This window comes from Pedobacter sp. (assembly GCF_035317785.1).
Classification (GTDB): domain Bacteria; phylum Bacteroidota; class Bacteroidia; order Sphingobacteriales; family Sphingobacteriaceae; genus Pedobacter.
Genome location: NZ_DATHGC010000044.1, coordinates 1 through 15112 on the forward strand (window position 1 = coordinate 1; position 15112 = coordinate 15112).

18 protein-coding genes and 1 pseudogene are annotated in these 15112 nt (G+C 39.0%); 8 read left to right on the top strand and 11 right to left on the bottom strand.

Translation table 11 applies throughout. The features are described 5' to 3' along the window. Both VK541_RS02980 and VK541_RS02985 read right to left on the bottom strand, forming a co-directional pair. Positions 1–251, bottom strand: a pseudogene (locus VK541_RS02980) (hypothetical protein); the annotation flags it as partial. 56 nt (positions 252–307) lie between these two features. After that, positions 308–817 carry a hypothetical protein gene (locus tag VK541_RS02985; protein ID WP_324366779.1) on the bottom strand — a complete coding sequence of 170 codons (510 nt, stop codon included), beginning with the start codon at positions 815–817 and terminating at the stop codon, positions 308–310. A 298-nt stretch (positions 818–1115) separates the two neighbouring features. On the opposite strand from VK541_RS02985, the gene VK541_RS02990 reads away from it, so the two are divergent. The 4 genes from VK541_RS02990 (at position 1116) to VK541_RS03005 (ending at position 3618) form a co-directional block, all read left to right on the top strand. Continuing rightward, positions 1116–1376: a helix-turn-helix transcriptional regulator gene (locus tag VK541_RS02990; RefSeq protein WP_324366781.1), complete on the top strand. Its 261-nt coding sequence runs from the start codon at positions 1116–1118 to the stop codon at positions 1374–1376. 556 nt (positions 1377–1932) lie between these two features. Continuing rightward, positions 1933–2145, top strand: a complete 213-nt coding sequence (locus tag VK541_RS02995; protein WP_324366783.1) for a hypothetical protein — start codon at positions 1933–1935, stop codon at positions 2143–2145. Positions 2146–2517: 372 nt separating this feature from the next. Then, entirely contained in the window at positions 2518–2685 is a 168-nt protein-coding gene (locus tag VK541_RS03000; RefSeq protein ID WP_324366785.1) for a hypothetical protein, read from the top strand. Between the two features lie 447 nt (positions 2686–3132). Beyond that, complete coding sequence (locus VK541_RS03005; RefSeq protein ID WP_324366786.1) at positions 3133–3618, top strand: DUF4143 domain-containing protein; 486 nt, start codon at positions 3133–3135, stop codon at positions 3616–3618. Here the strand turns inward: VK541_RS03005 and VK541_RS03010 are convergent. From VK541_RS03010 to VK541_RS03040, 7 genes are all read right to left on the bottom strand, one after another. Continuing rightward, complete coding sequence (locus tag VK541_RS03010) at positions 3576–4406, bottom strand: helix-turn-helix domain-containing protein (RefSeq protein ID WP_324366788.1); 831 nt, start codon at positions 4404–4406, stop codon at positions 3576–3578. The genes VK541_RS03005 and VK541_RS03010 overlap by 43 nt on opposite strands. 120 nt (positions 4407–4526) lie before the next feature. Beyond that, entirely contained in the window at positions 4527–5258 is a 732-nt protein-coding gene (locus VK541_RS03015) for an SDR family oxidoreductase (protein WP_324366790.1), read from the bottom strand. An 842-nt stretch (positions 5259–6100) separates the two neighbouring features. Further along, the gene (locus VK541_RS03020; RefSeq protein WP_324366792.1) at positions 6101–6340 is read right to left on the bottom strand and encodes a DUF4372 domain-containing protein; all 240 of its coding nucleotides are present in this window, start codon (positions 6338–6340) and stop codon (positions 6101–6103) included. Positions 6341–6446: 106 nt separating this feature from the next. Continuing rightward, on the bottom strand, positions 6447–7124 hold the full coding sequence (locus tag VK541_RS03025; protein ID WP_324366794.1) for a mannose-1-phosphate guanylyltransferase: 678 nt from the start codon (positions 7122–7124) through the stop codon (positions 6447–6449). Then, a complete protein-coding gene (locus VK541_RS03030) occupies positions 7103–7453 on the bottom strand; it encodes a sugar phosphate nucleotidyltransferase (protein ID WP_324366796.1) in 351 nt (116 codons plus the stop codon). Before VK541_RS03030 ends, VK541_RS03025 begins: the two co-directional genes overlap by 22 nt. Positions 7454–7460: 7 nt before the next feature. Next, complete coding sequence (locus VK541_RS03035; protein ID WP_324366798.1) at positions 7461–8858, bottom strand: undecaprenyl-phosphate glucose phosphotransferase; 1398 nt, start codon at positions 8856–8858, stop codon at positions 7461–7463. 35 nt (positions 8859–8893) lie between these two features. Then, positions 8894–10144, bottom strand: a complete 1251-nt coding sequence (locus VK541_RS03040; protein WP_324366800.1) for a glycosyltransferase — start codon at positions 10142–10144, stop codon at positions 8894–8896. 273 nt (positions 10145–10417) lie between these two features. On the opposite strand from VK541_RS03040, the gene VK541_RS03045 reads away from it, so the two are divergent. From VK541_RS03045 to VK541_RS03055, 3 genes are read left to right on the top strand one after another with little or no spacing between them, the layout of a single operon-like run. Further along, entirely contained in the window at positions 10418–10684 is a 267-nt protein-coding gene (locus tag VK541_RS03045) for a UpxY family transcription antiterminator (RefSeq protein WP_324366837.1), read from the top strand. 44 nt (positions 10685–10728) lie between these two features. Continuing rightward, entirely contained in the window at positions 10729–11061 is a 333-nt protein-coding gene (locus VK541_RS03050) for a hypothetical protein (protein ID WP_324366802.1), read from the top strand. Beyond that, a complete protein-coding gene (locus VK541_RS03055) occupies positions 11006–11353 on the top strand; it encodes a hypothetical protein (RefSeq protein WP_324366804.1) in 348 nt (115 codons plus the stop codon). Before VK541_RS03050 ends, VK541_RS03055 begins: the two co-directional genes overlap by 56 nt. A 6-nt stretch (positions 11354–11359) precedes the next feature. Here the strand turns inward: VK541_RS03055 and VK541_RS03060 are convergent, their stop codons facing one another. Together VK541_RS03060 and VK541_RS03065 are read right to left on the bottom strand one after the other, a co-directional pair. Continuing rightward, positions 11360–11638 (bottom strand): hypothetical protein, encoded by a 279-nt coding sequence (locus VK541_RS03060; RefSeq protein WP_324366806.1) that lies wholly within the window; start codon positions 11636–11638, stop codon positions 11360–11362. A gap of 636 nt (positions 11639–12274) precedes the next feature. Then, positions 12275–13759, bottom strand: a complete 1485-nt coding sequence (locus VK541_RS03065; protein WP_324366808.1) for a PAS domain-containing protein — start codon at positions 13757–13759, stop codon at positions 12275–12277. Between the two features lie 179 nt (positions 13760–13938). On the opposite strand from VK541_RS03065, the gene VK541_RS03070 reads away from it, so the two are divergent. Further along, entirely contained in the window at positions 13939–15033 is a 1095-nt protein-coding gene (locus VK541_RS03070) for an acyltransferase (protein WP_324366810.1), read from the top strand. The last annotated feature ends 79 nt before the right edge of the window (positions 15034–15112 follow it).

Here is a 15112-nt window from a genome sequence, read left to right on the forward strand (position 1 = left end):
GATTTGATACATGGCGAGCAGTTGGAGGCCCAGAAGTCGATGATGATAAGCTCCTTGCTCTTGTAGTCACCTAGTGTGATGACTTGTTTGCCTGTTGGGTGGTTGATGACCTGTATTGGTCTGTTCCAAATGGCTTCGGGGATTTTATCGCCAAGTTTTAAGGGCGCATAGTTTGTTTTATTTTCCTGCGCCTGGAGCATCTGGAAAAGGCAAAGCACAGCCAGGACTACGGTTAGTAGAGTTTTTTTCATATTCGTTTTTTTATGTTTTGTTAGTTGATTGGTATAATTAGCTTGTTGGTTTTTGTTTAATTTGGGTTTAGAATTTGATTGATCTGCGCCATATAGGTCGTCATGGCCATTTCATTTGTCCTTTCATAAAGAGCAAGCAGCTTAAAACGGGCATTTGCACTGTAAAAACGGTCAAAGTTTCCACAATACAACTTCGTTAAAAAGTCTATCAGGATTTTTTGACATTCCTGGATTGGATATTTGGCAAGAAAGTCATCCACCGCTTTCTGATAACTGGTATCGGAATGTGCAGTGTCAATCTTTTTTACGGCTTTGATAAAATCGTAAAGTATTGTTTTTGAAGATTGCATAATGTTGAAATGGGGTTGAACCAGAACAATTGTGCAGGGATGATTTGGAAGGCTTTGGATTGAGCCTGGTGGCGGGCTGCCTAATGTGGTGGGCAGATGATGAGAGTGAAATTGTGTTTGTGGTGGGTTTGTTTGGCAGTTTTCATATTTGTAATTGTTAGTTGCAATTTTTAAATATGAGTCTGTGGTTGGGATAATAAATTTGGGATCTGCCAACCATGGTTACTGTAAAGTTTCTGAGGCCTTAGGTCAACATGGCATTACAGCAGACCCCAAATCTATCTCAATATGCAAATATAGCATATCTACACATAGATTATGGGATTTTCTGCTGTCCTGCGTTGACGGCCTCAGAGTTGTAACCGCAAGACTCATGAATTTTTTAAATGTTTTCTATATCATTGTTTAGCTTTCTTTTTCTTAGCTAAGATACTAACAATCTTCCGTATACTCCAAATAATAATACTCTTTTTATGGAGTGTAACTAAGTTTAGCTTTTCTTTTTCTTTAATTCATGGTAAGCAGAAATGAAAAAGAACTTTTAAATTCAGAAAAGGAGCTTAGAAAAATAGGCGGTAGACTGAAAGAGCTTAGAAAAGCAAAAGGATATACTAATCCTGATAAGTTTGCTTATGACCATGATCTCAATCGTTCTCAATATGGAAAATATGAAGCTGGAAGGACTAATATTACTATTGGGACATTGATCACATTGTTAAATTGTCATAATATAACCTTGGAGCAGTTTTTTGATGAAGAATATGGTAAATTATAATTAGTCTTCCATTCAGTAAATGGCGATCGTGGATAATATTTGTCATGAGCGCAATAAGAGAAATGTGACTCAGCCATACTTGGACTTTTATTAGATCTGACTGATAAATACATTGTGCAGATTGAGAGCCCAAAAATACCTAGTAAATACGCCCTTGATCAACTAAATAAGATTGCATTGGATTTTGGATGTTCTCCAAAGGATTTTATGCCTGACAAAGGAATCGTAGAAAATTGATAAATGTCTAGCGCGGAAGAATTCACAAGCATTTGAAGATTTGAAAAATAAATTTGTGCTTAATTTTTCTACTCATAAAAATGCCCCCATAAAGTGTCTAACTTTTTGGGGGCACTGTATTCCCTCATACCTGTCTTTTCTTATTTACATGGATATTAAATCCTCACTCCGCTGAGGCAAACTATACAACCCCACCCTAATAAAAAAGGAACGAGTGTTTATTCCAGGAAATGATCAGCTGACTTGATGGTGTGGTTATTGTTGAGTATTCTTAATATTCAAAAATGAATATTGCGAAGAATTTAAGTAAATTTGTAGTATGACAACACTAACTATAGATGTCCTAAACGACAAAGCACTAAATCTATTAAAAGATTTAGAACTGCTTAAAATTATACGTGTTCGAAAAGATAAGAAAGTAGTCAATTCAAGTTCTGAAAATTTGATCACAAAATACAAAGGGGCAATGACTACTCAACCATTAAGAGAAATCGACAAGCAATTAGACGACTTACGCAAGGAATGGGAATAAATTATCTTTGGGATACTAATACAGCTATCTACTATCTTCAACAGCTGTTTTCTAAAGAAGCTGGAGGATTTTATAGATGGCGTTTTAAAAGAATCTATACCCGCTATTTCTGCAATTACAGAAATAGAGCTTTTATGCTGGAAAACAGCTTTTAACAAAGATATTGCCGTTTTAAAGAATTTTATTGCAGATTCTTTTGTCTTCGAACTCGAACAGGATATTAAGAATAAGACAGTAGAACTTCGGAAAGCATATGCATTAAATTACCAGATGCAATTATTGCTACTACAGCGCTGACGAATGACCTTACCTTAATTAGCCGCAATACAAAAGACTTCGATAAGATAGAAGAATTAAAGTTAATTAATCCTTTTGAGCTTTATAATGGGTCGCCAAAAAGCGATTGAAAAAAGTGAAAATCGATCAATTAAATTAAAGGCTGAGGATTTGGAGCCAGAATTGTTGATGTGTTTTGGAGGTGAATATCCAGAGCATAAAAATGCCCAGCATTATGGTGCCAGGCAAATTATAATATTTTAATCGGCTAAAGCGCCTGGATAGTCACCAAATATATACAGCCTATTCTAGTTTACAAAGCATTTTGTTAATCATTGTGATTTTATGTTAATCAAATAATTATGCTGTAATTCATTTTAATTAATATATTCAATAATTTGTAATTTCAGCCAACAAATTGAAATAACTCTGGTTGATTACCAAGCGATAAATTGGATTATTCAAAAGGAATCAGAAGAGGTGACAGATTCGTTTTCAGATTATTATATTCTTTACCAGAATACTTTTATTTTAGCCTAAATTTTAAAACCAAAATAAAGCTAATCCCTGACCCATGAAGAAAGGACTTTTATTACTGCTAGCCATCGCCACAATGGCCTGCATAAAAGATAAAAATACGGACACATCTTTTCCAATAGCAGTACAGCGCATCGGTAACATAAAAGCTTATTAAAATAAATATCTAACTTGATGGTGTGGGTAATTATTGTTCCTCTGAGATCCACCTGTAAAGGAGAAAACCACATCCGACTAAAAAAGGAACAAGTGTTGATGCTGGCATATCAGCAAGATAGCCAGGTTAATGTTGTACAGCTTGGTGCAAATCTTGACATTACTTCTCCAACTTCAAAAAGATACCTGAACCTGTTAGAAGATCTGCTGCTGATCAGGACACTCAGACCCTGGTCTGGCAACCTTGGGAAAAGATTGGTCAAATCTCCAAAAATCTATATCCGGGACAGCGGAACTCCCTGGTTTTATCGTACTTCTGCTGAAGCAGAGATTGACCTTGTTATAGAACAATCACTAAGAAAGAAATCCTGTTTTTACCCTGCAAAGGTGATGCATTCTCAGGATTCCTACATAGCCAAAATGAGGAATATTGGCGCCAAATCGGGACTAATCAAGGCAGTTCAACCCTTTTCAGGGCTACGCTTTATCTGGGAAGGGTTATAACCAAAATAGGTCTTGAAAGATCTGGAAAAATGGGCAAAGTCCTCAAAACCGATTTCCAGATACACGTCAGATGGTTTTCGGCCTGTATTTAATAAAGTATCGTGAGCCGCCTGCAATCTTCGTTTTAAGAGCCAGGCACCCGCCTGTATGCCAAATATTTTCATAAAGTCCCGCTGAAAAGTGGAAAGGCTTCTCCCGCTCAGCTCAGCAAACTTGTTCATCGGCACGTTGAACATAAAATTACGTTCCATAAATTCTGCAAGGTCAACCTTGCCGGTTTCTGCGGTAGTAAATAACCAGCCGGCCAAATCCTTATTTTGCTCCAGCAGACAGATCAGCGCTTCGGCCAGTTTGTGCGCTGTGATCGCCGCACCGGGAACTGCATGGGCATCCATATACGGCAGGAGTGACTGGAATAAGCCTGTTAAAGACGGGGTATGTTCCAGCAACAGCACCTGCTGGTACAAACCGGTTTGCTGGGTTTCCTTTGACAGCCCGTGCTGCAGGGCATAGTTATGCAAAAAATCTTTTTTCAGCACTAAGAAGACCACTTTAAACTCAATTCCTGATCCGATGGGCCGGTGTTCACATTTGATCAGTCCGTTGCGGCGAAGTAAAAAGGAATCCCCAGCCCTGTAGATACTTTGACGGTTACTTTCTATAACCCTCATCTCGCCGCTGATGATATGGCAAACTACATGCTCCGGCATATAATCGAGCCTTGCATGTTCACATGTTGTACCAATAGCAAACTGTATATCAGGCTGTTTTGTATGTAGGCCGTTCAAATCCATCCGTATAAATAAACTAAGCTAATTTAGTGGTATAAATGATATAATATTTAATCATTTGGTTTTAGCACTTAAAAGCAGGATGTGGGTTACATTCATGATAACCGGAATGCCCCATTAAATAAATGACCCAAGCGGCCGTATCGTGATGTCATTGACGGCTACGTTGCCAGGCTGGCTGATGGCATAGATGACCGCGTCTGCGATTGCAGCGGCATCAAGTCTGTCATAAGTCCCCATAGCTTCGGCCATTTGAGCTACTTTCGGACTCGTGATGTCATGCCCAAGTTCTGTAGTAACAGCGCCGGGATAGATGGTGGTCGTTTTAATCTTACCGGCCGTTTCATCACGCAAAGTCTCCATAATTGCACGAACCGCGAACTTGGTGCCGCTGTACACGCCGCTGCTTTGGAAAATCCTTTTACCCGCTATAGATGAGGTCGCCAGGATATGGCCTGTTCCTCTTTCGAGCATATGTGGCAGTACCGCATTGATGCCGTAAAGCACGCCTTTAATGTTCACGTCAATCATTTTGTCCCACTCTTCCACTTTGCCTTCTTCAAAAAAAGAAACCGGCATAATGCCGGCATTGTTCCATAGAACATCCACCTTGCCAAACTTTTTAATGGCCTCAGCGATCAAATGGTCAACTTCGCTGCGAACGGTGACATCTGTTTTGACAAACATCACGCTCTCACCTAATTCATTGACTAAAGCTTCTAATTTGTCCTGCCTGCGGGCAGCAAGCACAATTTTTGCACCAAATGTGGCCAGTTTATGAGCAGTAATGGCACCCATGCCGCTGCTCGCACCGGTAATCACAATAACTTTATCCTTTATATTTTCCATTGTTTGAATATTTTAGACAAAATTACCGCTGTTATCTCTCCAAAATTTGTCTGAAACAGTCAAAATATTTGACCTGAACGGTCATGCTGAAGGACGAACTTATCAATCATTTATGATTTAGGACATTTAATGACCTATACTGAAAATTGGTCGAAGTTTAGCATAGCGTAATTTTCGATCCTCAAATGTAACGCCGTCGGAGCGCAGAATAACATCAGCCCATATAATGTTGCACAGATCACTTCCTCAGAGCCAGTTAATCTGATAAAGTTATTTAACAATTTCACCCAATTAATACAACATCTCTTAATTTCTGGTCAATTGTTTAGGGTAAAAAATTCAAATAGATGTCATTATTAATTATTTGACCTACAAATTTAAACTACCGATCAAAAAAACGGATAGTAAGCAGAATTGGCTGAAACTATATATTTCAGTGAAAGGAAGTTTTTCGTCACTTTTGATCTGTGATCTGTTTATACTGGAATTGCTGAGAAAGCAGGAAAGTGTAGAACGCATTGATGCGTAGGTTAAAGCAAAATCTAGTATTTTATTATTATATGGAGATAAAATCCTTCTTATTAGGAGGACTGGCTTTTAAAATATTTGACAAGGCTAAAGAGGTTCTACTTTTTCAAATGATCAGGCGATTTAACTTAATGAAAGCTAATCGATAACTCGTTCTACACTTTTGTACAAGAATTTAGGAGCCTGTGAAGAATTTTGTGTAAGTGGTCAACGGTATTGAATTTAAAGGAGACGTCTATTTTCAAATATAATACTAAACTGATTAATAATTTTACCCCAATCTCTGACTGGTATTGTCCATTTTTTCTGGATATTCATAACTGAACACGGGAAATACCTAAATGGCTCAGGTTACCGGTGGTACTGCTTAATCCATTGCTGATGTCCCGAACTGAGCCAGTTCCTCCAATATGACAGAACAGCATGCATACCAAATGCGTCCAGCTTTTCAGCCCTTTAACGTGTTTATCACTTTGGTGCTTTGCTACCAGTCTGTCGAATTCTTCTCCGCTAATGTGGCCCAATATCTGGCTGAATAAATTTACTTTTACCATCGGAGGCTGGGTAGTAGTTCTCTTTTGAAGCACTCCTTAATTGATAAATACCTTACCTTCTGCTTAATAGTGCGTAGCCTGATGCACAGAATAAATGCCTGTTGATCTATCCTAAAGAAAGCAGAACTTTTCCATCGTCTACAACAATATAATTCTCAAGTCCCTTTATCACAGCTACTTTTTCCTTAGGCAATTGGATCATGCAGTTACTGGTATCTCCCAGGTGCATATTGTGCCCATGAAAAACATTGTTGTTCTCATCCTTGTCCAGCACCTCATATAACGAGGGCCAGGTCCCAAGATCTGACCAACCAAATTCACAAGGTATGGTATAGACATTTTCAGCCTTTTCCATGATGGCATAATCAATGGAGATATTTGGAGACAATGGATAGGTTTCGGATATGAAACTTGATTCCATTATGGTATTGTAAAAGGATTTACCAGCTTCAAATAAACCGCAAACCTCAGGTGCGTGCAGCTTCAATGATGCAAGAATTGACGATGCACTCCAAATGAAAATACCAGCGTTCCAAAGGTGATTTCCATCTGACAGGAACTTTTTTGCCTTTTCCAGATCCGACTTTTCCAAAAATGCCTCTACCTGATGGATCCCATTATCTGACAACTGTCTGAAATTAATATAGCCATAACCTGTATCCGGCCGGCTTGGACTTATTCCTAATGTAAGTAAGGCATCGTGTGTGGCTGTATACTCCAGGGCATCTTTTATCTTACTTAAGAATACATCTTCCTTAAGGATCAGGTGATCTGAAGGGGCCACAACATATTAGCGTTTGGATTTAAGTCAAATATCTTGAAGGACGCAAAAGCGATACATGGAGCAGTATCGTTTCTGCTTGGTTCAGAAATGATATTATCTTTAGAAATACGGGGAAGTTGTTCGGCTATCAGACCAGCATACTGCTCATTGCTCAGGATATAAATATTTTCCGGTGGGCAGATATTTATAAACCTGTTGTAAGTCAGTTGCAACAGCGATTTCCCTATCCCAAGGATATCAATAAACTGCTTTGGAAAATGATCGCGGCTCTTTGGCCAGAAACGGCTGCCAGCACCACCAGCCATAATTAAAACGTAAGTATCTTTCATATATTGATTAATATGCATTTTCTTCACCCCTTATGGCATTGATGATGGTCATAAACGTAATCTTCACGTCAAGCATTGCGCTCCAGTTCTCCAGGTAATAGAGATCATATTTCACTCTGTTTTCCATGTCTCTTTTTTTCCTGGTTTCGCCTCTGCATCCATTCACCTGGGCCCAACCGGTAATGCCGGGCTTTAAAAAATGCCGGACCATAAATTGATTGATGATCGTTTTATACTGTTCCGTGTGCTTCAGCATATGCGGTCTTGGGCCTACTACACTCATGTGCCCCGCAAATACGTTAAAGAACTGCGGCATCTCATCCAAACTGGTTCTGCGCAGGAACCTTCCGATTGCCGTGATGCGGTCATCATCCCTTGTGGCTTGCCTGGTATTGCAATCGCAATTTACCCTCATACTCCTGAACTTGTAGCATAAAAATGGCTTGTCATCGCGGCCGCTGCGCTCCTGTGTAAACAGTGCAGGCCCACCGCTTTGCATTTTGATCAGGATCGCAATAATAGGATACAGCCAGCTTAATATAAACACGATCACCATGCCACTGAACAGTACATCAAACACCCGCTTCTTAAAGCGTGCGCTCATTTCTTCCAGGGGCTCGTTTCTTAAAGTAATGATAGGAAACTCATCACCAAGATAACTTATCGTATAGGGTAAAGACAGTGAACCCGCCAGGTCCGGAATAAATTTCAACCGCATACATTGCCTGTCGGCTTCCTCTATCAAAGCCCTTACCTCTGCCATGCGTTGCGGTGCAACGGTTACATATACTTCTTTGACCCCGCTCTCTGCTGCCTTAGTAAGCCTTTTGCTTACAATATCAGATACAAAACCATCCTCATCACAATAGACATTATCGTCTTCTCCAACGAAACCATAAAATTCAAGGCTTGTTTCTTTCTTTAAATAGGCAGATATTCTTAGCGCAGTATAATTTGAACCCATAACAGCTACTTTTTTTGCAACGTTAAATCTGCTGATCAGCATATATTGTAATGATGTTCCTAAAAACCGGTTCAAGATAAACGCAGCAATAAGCAACAGATAAAACACCACTAAAAAAGTTCGGGAAAAGTGCAAATCCCTGGAGAACATCAGGTATATCGAGAAAAGCACAAAATGAAAAACTACACTCCTCCAGGTACCCCGATAGATCCGCTCCATTTTTCTGGCACCATAAGCTGTATACAAACTAAATAATGCCGTACTCAGCAACCAGATCAGGTTACAAACAATGATGTAATTTTTATTGATCTCATTGGAAACAACATTGGCAAAATCATCTGTCAGGTAATAAGCCATAAAATATATCAGGTTCAGCATGATTACATCAGTAACCGGCAGAATGTACCGAAGCAGGTAAATGTATCTGGTTTGAATGGTCATGGTCATTTTTTTATAAAATCATGATTGTCAATAGGTTATTTATTATCGGTTCGGGGTACAGGCTCTTGAAAAGTACCTTTGATTGCCCTCAGCAACCTGCTCGTCGCATACTCCGGTGTAAATGACTTTTTATAAGCAAGTAAGGCATAGTCGCTCAGTGCCTGTTTTTGTTTGTATGAGGCTTGCCTCCAAAATTCTAAAAGCTCCGTGATCCCGGCCATATCATCCTGGGCTACATAGCAGGCGCCATTCTCATAGATCTCTCTCCATATCAATACCTTTTCAGAGATCAGTACCGGTTTTCCGCAAGACAATGCTTCTGCTACCTCAATTCCAAAATATTCTTTATGACTAGGCATTATAAAACCTTCACAGCCATAAATTGCCCCCCATTTTGCCTGACCGGAAAGTTGTCCTATGAAGATTATATCCTCGGTTAAAGAATTTTGTACTACCGTTTCCAATAAAAATCTTCCATATGGCGTATCCATTCCTCCACCTGAAATGAGCAGCTTAGGCATTAAACCCATTATACCCGACAATCGCTTTTCAGTCTTCAGTTTTAAAAGGGAATCTATATAGGCTTTAACCAAAAGATCCAGGCCATGTACCTCAGCAATATTCCCTATAAACAAAAGGTAGGAATTGTTGCCCAGGGCAGGGCATTTCAACCTCAGCAGCTCATTCATGTCAGAGGTAAATGCTGGTGGGGGATCCACTCCAAATCCCACCACAAATTCCCTTTTTGGATTGTATCCTTTCAGTGGGAAACTTGCCAGTATTCTTTCTTCTTCAGAAATGAATAAAATCCCATCGGCAATATCAGTCAGTTTTCGCTCTATATACTTCCAGTAAAGATTATTCTTTACAGAATTGATAACATTAACCCATTTATGGGTATATTCTGACCTGAGCATTCCGTGGGGCATCACAAGTAGTTTGGGATATGACCCATTGCTATCTTCCCTTTCCAGCAAGGCCATGGCCCTTCTTACCGCATATCCAAAGTAAGACCATAAGCCGTGAACAATGACCAGGTCAAAATAATTCAGATTGGTGACCAGCCATGGCACCAATCTTTTGTTATATGCCCATGGGTTCTTTCCCTTTCCCAGCGCGTGGATTATGATCTTTGATCCATGAAGGAATTCGGCATCACAATCGTCCAGGCTCACCACTTCATTGTGGATGCCCCTGCCTAAAAGGTTGTGAACTACTGCTGACACTGCATGGCACATTTCTCCCAGTTCAGGATCCATAGCGGCGGCGACATGTAAAACTTTCATAGTTGTCTTTTGTTCATGTTTTTATTGGTGCATTTTTAATTTGACAATACACTATATGAAGGGGAAGTTTAGTGCATTTCATTTTCGATTTTCGATAAAAGTATGTTCATTTTAAATCTAAAAAAAGCAATTGCACACGGATGATGATCAGGTTGTTGAATACTGAGAAAAACTGAGAATAAAGTGCAAGATAATACACGATCAGCATTCTGATGATGAATAAATGAGCAATCATTATTATTTTAGACCTATCAAAAACGTAAAGCTAAAATGATGATTAGAAGCATTATACCAGAATGTCAGGCAACCAGCAGATCTTGGAAAGTTGTATATACAAGATCTATGTGGGAGAGAAAAACCACTCAACTGCTGATCCAAAAAGGCATCCATGCCTACTGCCCTCTTGTGAGGTCAAAGAGGAAATGGGCTGACCGGATGAAAACGGTAGAGATTCCATTGTTCAGTTCTTATATTTTCGTTCATGTTAACCTGAAGGAAGAATTGGAAGTGCTCCAAGCAATGGCAGTATCAATTTCATAAAATATAATGGCAAAGCGGCCGAAATTGGAGAAGAAGAAATTAATATGATTAAAAATCTGGTGAATCAGCCCGAAGAAATTGAGTCATTTTGTGTAACAACTATAAAAGCTGGGGATAAAATGGCATTTAGTAATGGCATTTTTTTTGAGCTAAACACAGAAGTACTAGAGGTGCAGCGAAAATCTGTGCTTATCACCATTAAACAATTAAATTGTACGCTCATCGCCACTCTGAAAGTTGATCTTAATGATGTTTCACCAAGTATAATGAACAAGAATTACGAACTCAAAACCAAACCGTTAGATCGGACTAAAATTAATTATGGAACTTCATCATGGACAGACAGTAGAACGCATAATAAGGCGAAATGGCTTTAACATTACCGAATTGGCCCGCCTTACTAAAGTTAACCGCAGATCAGTGTACAACTGGTTTAATCAGCGCCACTTAAAGCCGCAAATCATTTACCGCATAGGCTCAGTAATTAGCTATGATTTTTCATCCGAGTTTCCAGGTATGTTTTCTAAGGAAGACTTTATAAATAAAGGAACCAGCAACCCATCCTTCCTCTCTTCGGAGGAAACCGTCAATAGTTTCTATTGGAAAGACAAGTATATTGAACTGTTAGAGCGTCACAATGAACTTCTACAGGTCTATATCGAAAAATAAGGCTGGCTAATTGTCTCCCAGGGGAGTAGTCAGCCCGCTCAGCAGAAGCCCTAATTCCTTCAAAAATTTTAGCTGTGGCCTTAATTCTTCAATTGTCGTTTGAGGACTGGCACATTCAACCAACTGATCAGAAATGATCTGGGTCATCACCTCAAACCCATTTCCCTCTACATCCATAAAGACCTGGCATTCCTCTACAAAAGTTTCATACTCCTTAATATTTACCGCATGCAGTACGCCATTTATTTTGATAGTTGGCTGTGCATTATCTAATGATTCGTTCATTATTTTTTAATACTTATAGGTTAAGACATTTGAATATAATTATTTCCGGGAAGTAATTCAAACTGAGTTTCGAACACTGTGTAGCGTTTTGAGTCAACAAGTTCACAATCAGTGTATTTTATACCCTAATGAGTCAAAACATTATCATACCCAAATTTATTAAAATAACTTATTTTTGATGATTTTCATTGATGAATCTAATTATAATTCAAGCATTTACCCTTAAAATCCCATATTTCCCCACTTCCAAAAAATGAAGAATAGGGTCTTTGAATATTCATTTTTTGCCAAATAAACGCCTGCGCTGTTACCATTATAAGCATTGTCATTTTTTATTTTTTATTTTCCAGAACCGCAAAGATATTCATACTCTGTTATTACATAATATGGCTATAGAAATTTTTTTACAACTTGTATATACCAGATAAGTAAAACGCATTTGAAATGCAAAAAATTTAATTTCTCAGATAGAAATTTTTAATTATTAAAAAGCTATTTAAATTCCTCCATGAGTTCAGCCATTTTGCGGATGTGCAGTCTCACGTTAAAGTGTAAATGTATGCAATGGCAGCGCTTTTTTAATTTTGTTAAAGACATTAAAATATATGCTGCGGACAAAAATACTGCTATGTGCATTTACGCATAGATTTTAAGTTCCTGGAATATACCGAAAAGGCGTTCACACTTACCATTTTTGAATTCAGGATAACCAACCACCCTAACCAATTTCCTGTTGCCTTTTCCCGTTACTATTTCTGTCTCGATATCGAATGGCCTGCCCTTTTCTATGGCCTGCCTGGTTGCTTCTTCAATACGTTGCCTGCTTTCTTCGTCCTTATAGTATTCAAGTGCTAACTCAGAGGAGACTTTAGAGTTCTCCGGAACCTCCAGTATGGCCCGGGTGACTTTGCTCCAAAAGCTGTTACCCGTTCTTAAATTTCTTTGCCATATGCCGATCTTGATCACATCGCCTGCTGAATTCAGCACATCCAGGATCTTGGAATTTTCTTCTTCTTTCAGTTTAGCGGCAGTAATGTCTTCAGTGAATATCATAATGCCGCCGACCTTACCATCATGGTTTCGCCATGGCCGGATATCCCATTTTATGCAGATAGTTGATCCGTTTTGGCGTTCAAAAACATAATCTTCGCCGCTTTGCGACTTACCTTTTAAGGCAGCCTTATGTAATTTCTTCCATTGTGGGTCTAATGAAGGGAACAGATCATAAAAGTTTGAGCCAATCAAAGGCAGGTCATTCAGATGATAATCGTCCACATATTTTTGCGACGCCGCTTTGACGTTCATTTTATCATCCAGCATGGCAAGGGCAAAAGGAGATTGAGTAATAAAGGTTTTATACCGGTCATCGTTGGCCTTCGTAAGTTCCCGGATAACTTTTTGGTCGGATCGTTCTTTCAAATGTTTTTGATAACAGATCAGAAAGTTGGTGGAATTGGTAAAATTAAGCAGTGTCGCCAGTTGCTTTTTGCTGGCTTTCTTTTCCTTTAAATAGCTATCCGCCAATTCCATTTGCAGAAAACGATAGTGCGCAAAAATACTTCGGCCGTATCTTAACTTAAAACTCTGTTTGAGTCTGGTTTCTGATATAAAATGTTGTTTTGCCAGTGGAGTAATACCGGGGAAACCAGTGAGCAGGCAGCTATGCAGGGCTTTTTCCACTACGGCTATCGGTTCACTTAATTCAATGAATTTCGAATTTATCCCTGAAACAAGTTGATGTTGCGGGGTATTGTGGAGGGCTGTCTCCTCGACATGAACATAAAAGCCTTTTTTTACTTCACCCTCGATAACCGGCCAATAAGTAGCGATCGATTGGCGTGTTTGGCCAAAAGGAGAAACGATCTCTCGTCTGAATACCTGAACATGACCTGCTAATGCTGCCTGGATGTGAGCCTCATTTTTTTCATATAGCGACCCTAACAATTCCCTTATATTCATCTTATCGATCATATCACCGGGATTTACACCAAACCAATCAAGGTAAGCGGTATTGGCATATCTGCAAATAAGATCCTGGTCCCAATAGGCGATCATGGCAGTAGTATGTTCATCCACATCGATCCCGGCTTGTGTCAGACTTCGCAATATTTTTGCAATCATATCCAAATCAGTTATATTAAGTTCATCTGACTCTAAACTATGATTAAATAATGAGATATTTTTCTAAACCCCGGCACGGTGCTTCTCACTATTATACAAAAAGCTAACCATTCATCCCGGTAAGTCTGCACCACCCGAAAAGCCGGCTATCTTTACTTAACGTACCTTAATATTTATGTATGAAGTTGAAGCTACAATCGCTGCAAATGCTTAGGGGCATAGCCGCACTTTTGGTGGTTATTTATCACTTGTCTGCCACTACATTTACTTACTTTAATCACAAATTTCTTAACCTCACCTGGTCCTGGGTCGGTGTAGATGTCTTTTTTGTGCTCTCCGGCTTTCTCATTACTTATATTCATTTTGACGATATCATCTCGAAAGGAAGCACATCCAAATACTTAAAAAAGAGGTTTATGCGTATATTCCCTGTTTACTGGGTAATCCTTACCAGTACAGTTTGCATCTACATTTTTCTGATGAACGGGGCCACCGGTCATTCCAATCAAATGCTTAGGCTTGAAAATAGTTCAACATGGGTATATTTGCTCGGGAACTATGCATTATTTCCAATTCCCAATTACGTGATCGGTGTCGCATGGTCTCTGGCATACGAGATACTCTTCTATTTATTATTTGCCTTTTGCATACTATTCGGGCTTAGGTTCACAAAATCTGTAGTACCCCTGCTCGTTATTTCCATCCTTATGGTGTCTTTTAGCGGCATTCGCTTCTTTTCTTTCCCGCTTACCTTTATTTCCAACCCTATCATTCTGGAATTTTTCATGGGCTGTCTGATAGGTTATCTTTTTAAATACAAAAGCAATTTATTGAAAAGAAAACATTTCGCAATTACGCTTGTCCTGTTGACGGTATGCTGTTTTGTCAATTACGGGATATATAATTCCCCATTCAACAGAGATCTATTTTCACTCATTCTGATTGGTTTGGTATCGTCTTTTCTTATTCTAGGTGCGGCGGTTCTTGACAAATCTGGTTTATATATTGTCCCTAGGCCTTTTGTTATTCTTGGTGACGCTTCCTATGCCATTTATCTTACTCATCCGATCCTGCTCTCCATGATGTGCAGAATGTCTGACAAAGTCCTTTCCGGGCTTCATTTGAAGATCAATTTATCCCTGCTTTTTACCATTATATTAATCATTACACTATTGGCAGGCACCATTTTTCACTTTACCATAGAAAAGCCCCTCCTTAAACTACTTAATAAAAAACACAGTCCGAAAGCTTATTATCCACAGGTTAAAGTGTAAAAACTATAAGAATATCTTTTTAATTGGCTACATTGTCTAAAAAAACCGTGTAAATATGTAGCGTGTAAATTTTAAAAAG

What these genes read in the sequence shown, in the direction of transcription:
- VK541_RS03030 (WP_324366796.1), bottom strand. Translation starts at nt 7,453, where the DNA reads ATGAAAGATACTTACGTTTTAATTATGGCTGGTGGTGCTGGCAGCCGT.
- VK541_RS03045 (WP_324366837.1), top strand. Translation starts at nt 10,418, where the DNA reads ATGATTAGAAGCATTATACCAGAATGTCAGGCAACCAGCAGATCTTGG.
- VK541_RS03055 (WP_324366804.1), top strand. Translation starts at nt 11,006, where the DNA reads ATGGAACTTCATCATGGACAGACAGTAGAACGCATAATAAGGCGAAAT.
- VK541_RS03050 (WP_324366802.1), top strand. Translation starts at nt 10,729, where the DNA reads ATGATTAAAAATCTGGTGAATCAGCCCGAAGAAATTGAGTCATTTTGT.
- VK541_RS03070 (WP_324366810.1), top strand. Translation starts at nt 13,939, where the DNA reads ATGAAGTTGAAGCTACAATCGCTGCAAATGCTTAGGGGCATAGCCGCA.
- VK541_RS03060 (WP_324366806.1), bottom strand. Translation starts at nt 11,638, where the DNA reads ATGAACGAATCATTAGATAATGCACAGCCAACTATCAAAATAAATGGC.
- VK541_RS03015 (WP_324366790.1), bottom strand. Translation starts at nt 5,258, where the DNA reads ATGGAAAATATAAAGGATAAAGTTATTGTGATTACCGGTGCGAGCAGC.
- VK541_RS03005 (WP_324366786.1), top strand. Translation starts at nt 3,133, where the DNA reads ATGGTGTGGGTAATTATTGTTCCTCTGAGATCCACCTGTAAAGGAGAA.
- VK541_RS02990 (WP_324366781.1), top strand. Translation starts at nt 1,116, where the DNA reads ATGGTAAGCAGAAATGAAAAAGAACTTTTAAATTCAGAAAAGGAGCTT.
- VK541_RS03065 (WP_324366808.1), bottom strand. Translation starts at nt 13,759, where the DNA reads ATGATTGCAAAAATATTGCGAAGTCTGACACAAGCCGGGATCGATGTG.
- VK541_RS03020 (WP_324366792.1), bottom strand. Translation starts at nt 6,340, where the DNA reads ATGGTAAAAGTAAATTTATTCAGCCAGATATTGGGCCACATTAGCGGA.
- VK541_RS02995 (WP_324366783.1), top strand. Translation starts at nt 1,933, where the DNA reads ATGACAACACTAACTATAGATGTCCTAAACGACAAAGCACTAAATCTA.
- VK541_RS03035 (WP_324366798.1), bottom strand. Translation starts at nt 8,858, where the DNA reads ATGACCATTCAAACCAGATACATTTACCTGCTTCGGTACATTCTGCCG.
- VK541_RS03040 (WP_324366800.1), bottom strand. Translation starts at nt 10,144, where the DNA reads ATGAAAGTTTTACATGTCGCCGCCGCTATGGATCCTGAACTGGGAGAA.